Source organism: Mesorhizobium sp. M0207 (genome assembly GCF_040321995.1).
GTDB lineage: Bacteria > Pseudomonadota > Alphaproteobacteria > Rhizobiales > Rhizobiaceae > Mesorhizobium.
In genome coordinates this window covers 1-3405 of sequence record NZ_JAMYSQ010000064.1, presented here as the reverse complement: position 1 = coordinate 3405, position 3405 = coordinate 1, and the positions used below count along the sequence as shown (strand labels likewise).

General features: G+C 63.1%; 3 protein-coding genes. All 3 read right to left on the bottom strand.

Annotated features, from left to right (window positions below; translation table 11 throughout):
• Positions 1-86 precede the first annotated feature (86 nt).
• The 3 genes from NKJ15_RS32790 to NKJ15_RS32780 are packed head-to-tail and all read right to left on the bottom strand — an operon-like array spanning position 87 to position 3258.
• Positions 87-1094, bottom strand: a complete 1008-nt coding sequence (locus NKJ15_RS32790; protein WP_352819829.1) for a tyrosine-type recombinase/integrase — start codon at positions 1092-1094, stop codon at positions 87-89.
• On the bottom strand, positions 1091-2023 hold the full coding sequence (locus tag NKJ15_RS32785; RefSeq protein WP_352819827.1) for a tyrosine-type recombinase/integrase: 933 nt from the start codon (positions 2021-2023) through the stop codon (positions 1091-1093). The genes NKJ15_RS32790 and NKJ15_RS32785 overlap by 4 nt, the downstream gene beginning before the upstream one ends.
• The gene (locus tag NKJ15_RS32780) at positions 2020-3258 is read right to left on the bottom strand and encodes a site-specific integrase (RefSeq protein WP_352819825.1); all 1239 of its coding nucleotides are present in this window, start codon (positions 3256-3258) and stop codon (positions 2020-2022) included. Before NKJ15_RS32780 ends, NKJ15_RS32785 begins: the two co-directional genes overlap by 4 nt.
• Positions 3259-3405 lie beyond the last annotated feature (147 nt).

The window sequence follows — 3405 nt, the reverse complement described above, 5'->3', positions numbered from 1 at the left end:
TTATGCGTCGGGCGAGATTATGTGGCGGAGCCGCCCTGACGCCCGTCAGGGCCGGCCAAACCCAGCTTGCCTCCGCCACATAATATTTAGATGCTGTTCAGCAGTTGCAGAACGGCGTCGTTCGGTCGGAAACGCACGCCGTGGTCGCCGGCGACGCCCGCCTTCTCGAGTCCGTTGCGCATCATCTCGACATCCGCGGCGGCGTAGCGGTGGGTCGTGGCGACCTGTGCGTGCCCGAGCCAGGCTTGGATCGTCAAAAGGTCCACGCCGGACTGGAGAAGCTTCATGGCGAGGGAGTGCCGGAAGATGTGCGGCGATATGGGCTTGTCGGCCAAGGCCGGCCTGATAACCACGGCCCCGGCGGCCGCACGCCGCACGATATGGGTTGCTCCGAAACGAGTCAGGCGCTCGTTGCGGGCGCCGACGAATATCGGTCGCGGCTCGTGATGGGCGATCCCGCGCTCGCTCAACAAGGTCGTCAGCGCTCGCGCCAGGTCCTTGGAAATAGGGACGACGCGGTCTCTGCGCCCTTTGCCGCGCAGCAGCACTTGCGGGTGCGACCGCTCCAACTGAAGATCGTTTGCGTTGACGCCGGTGGCTTCGGAGACCCGGGCGCCGGTCCGTGCCAAGAAGAGCAGAAAGGCTTGGTCGCGCCGACCACGGGGCGTCTTTGGATCGGGCGCCGCAACGAGGGTGTCCACTTCGGCCTTGGTGAGGTGGTACGTCACCTCAATGTGCGTCCGTTTAATGGGAATCGTCAGCACGCGTTGGGCGACGCCGAAGGACGCCGGGTCGGCGGCAGCGACGTGGTGGAAGAAAGATCGGATCGCGGCCAAGCGGGCATTGCGCGTGGCGACGGAGTTGTTCCGCTTCTCTTCGAGTTCGTCGAGAAAGGCGAGAACGAGGTCTCGATCAAGGTCTTCGAGCGTCAATGCCGCCGGCTTCCTTCGTAACCGGGCGGCGGCAAAGAGGATCAGCATGCGCAAGGCGTCGCGATAGCTGGCCACGGTCGCGGGAGTCGCGTTGCGTTGCTTGGTCAGGCGCCGGCGAAAATAGGACTCCAGGAGCGGCGCCAGGAGCAGGTGTTCGCTCATGCTGCACCTCCATCGAGGAAGGCGCGTTCCGCCGCAATGGCGAGAAGATCCGCCGAGCCAGTGAGGTAGTAGGCTGTATCGCTGTAACTGGCGTGGCCGAGATAGGTGGCGAGCAACGGGAGCAGCGCCTGAACGTTGGCGCGCTGTTGGTGCCAGAGGCTGAGGCGGGTCACGGCGAAGCGGTGCCTGAGATCGTGCGGCCTTAACGGCTTGCCGCCATCAAGGCCGGCGAGCTTACGGACCTCAGCAAAGCCGTTTTGCAGGCCAGTCGCCGAGAGGCGGTTGCCCCGGGAACTGAGAAAGAAGGCCTGATCCTTGGGCATGAGAAAAGCGGCATCACGCTCACGGGCATAGCAACCAAGGGCAGCCTGGGTTGTCGTGTGAACTGGAACGAGACGATCCTTGCGGAACTTCGTCTTCCGAATGAGGAGGACCCCGTTGGCCAGATCGACGTCGGAACGATCAAGCCGGACCACTTCGCCCGATCGCAGCCCCGAGCTCGCCAACAATCCGATCAGCGTCGCCATGGTCCGGCCCTTGAGAGGAACCTCCGGCGAAATGCGGGCACATGCGTCGATGAGCGACGCCAACTCAGCCTCGCTGAGAATACGCGGAGGCGGAATCGCTCTGGATCTGGGGAAAGCTCTGCGCTCCAAGGCCTCGGTTCGGACGTCATAGACGGCGAGATACTGGTAAAACCGGCGGAGCACGCCGTGGCGAGTGGCGCGGCTGTTGGCGGCGCCGCCGAACGACAGGACGAAGTCCAGCGCCATCGTTCGAGTGGCGGGCCCATCGAGCTGAGCGCGCTCAACGTAGCGGACGAAAGCCCGCAACGTGCCAGCTTGCTTGCTGAAGGCATAACCGAGGGAGCGGCGCAGTTCGATGTAACGCTCGGCCTTCTCGCCGAGTAATCGGGTAAAGGCGGTCATGCGACGCCTCCCGGAAAGGGGAGTGCGACTTCGGCGAGCTGCGAGACCGCGACCTTTACGTACAGCGCCGTTGTATTGATGCTGCGGTGCCCGAGAAGATCGGCGACCTCGTTGATCGGCGTTCGCTGCCTGACGAGCTGGGTGGCAAGGCTGTGGCGCAGGAGATGTGCACCTGCGACCCGCCCGAGTTCGACCCCGCCATGCTGCAACCGCTTCCGCACGATCCTCGAAACAGGCGATGCGTACTTGAACGGTCCCACGGGCGGCGTGAAGGACAGGAACAGGTATGGGCTATCCACCTTCGGTCGAGCACGCAGGATATAGTCGGCGAGCGCGGCGCCGGTCTCCTCGAGGAGGGGCGCCACCCGATCACGCTTGCCCTTGGTGCGCCGGACAAAGACCTCGCCAGTTCGCCAGTCGATATCCTGCAGCCGAATGGTGCGGAGCTCGCCGTTACGAATACCCGTGGTAGCGAGCAGCAACAGGACGGCTCGATCGCGGATGTCGACCGGCGTCGTTGCGCCGATCGCATCGATTGCGCGCCGAACGTCATCCCATGCAAGGCGCGGCGGAAAATGCGCCAAACGCCAATGCGGCGTCCCTGGGACGACGCGGGCGAGATCCTGGTCATTGTGGCCAGCCCAATACAAAAACCGAAGAAATGTTCGGATGTGAGAGGTCTCCGCCGTGCGGGTGGCGGAGGTCGCCGATAGCGATAGCCGATGCTCAACGGCGGCGAAGACATGCTCCGCCGTCAACGCTTGGAGCTCTTGGTCGGGATGATGATGGCGGAGCCAATCCAGAAAGCGGCGGCCGCCCAAAAGAACGCCTTCGCGGGTCTTCGGCTCAAGTCCCCGCACCCTGCTCAGATAGTCCGAAAAGGAGGCCAGAAGCGGAGCATCCGGATCATCCTCTACACTTGGAACAGAACCAATGAACCGCTCCGGAGCCAGTCGGCGTGCGTGTCCTAGAGCCGACACTGCGCCGATGCGCGGAGTATCAGTAGTAAACGTGCACAAATAGCTGTCGATGACATCTTGAGGGATAGGCATCGGACCACAGCGCGTCGCGGCAAACTGGCTAAAGCGCGCAATCCGGCTCAGGTAAATCTTGGCGGATGCTGGCTTATAACCAAGCGTGAAAAAATGCTTCGCGATGCGATCCATCTCGCCACCGAGCGCACCGCTACGCAGGCGCTTGAGCACCCCACGATACGAAAAATAGAAGTCGAGCATCCTGCCCCTCCAGCATTGCGGCGCAGGGGGATCCCGCGTCCGTTAGAGAGGCATGAAATATTATGTGGCGGAGGATTCCAGGCTTGGCAGGCTTGGCGGGCATCTGCGCAGCTCCGCCACATAATCTCGCCCGACGCATAAGAATGG

What these genes read in the sequence shown, in the direction of transcription:
- NKJ15_RS32790 (WP_352819829.1), bottom strand. Translation starts at nt 1,094, where the DNA reads ATGAGCGAACACCTGCTCCTGGCGCCGCTCCTGGAGTCCTATTTTCGC.
- NKJ15_RS32785 (WP_352819827.1), bottom strand. Translation starts at nt 2,023, where the DNA reads ATGACCGCCTTTACCCGATTACTCGGCGAGAAGGCCGAGCGTTACATC.
- NKJ15_RS32780 (WP_352819825.1), bottom strand. Translation starts at nt 3,258, where the DNA reads ATGCTCGACTTCTATTTTTCGTATCGTGGGGTGCTCAAGCGCCTGCGT.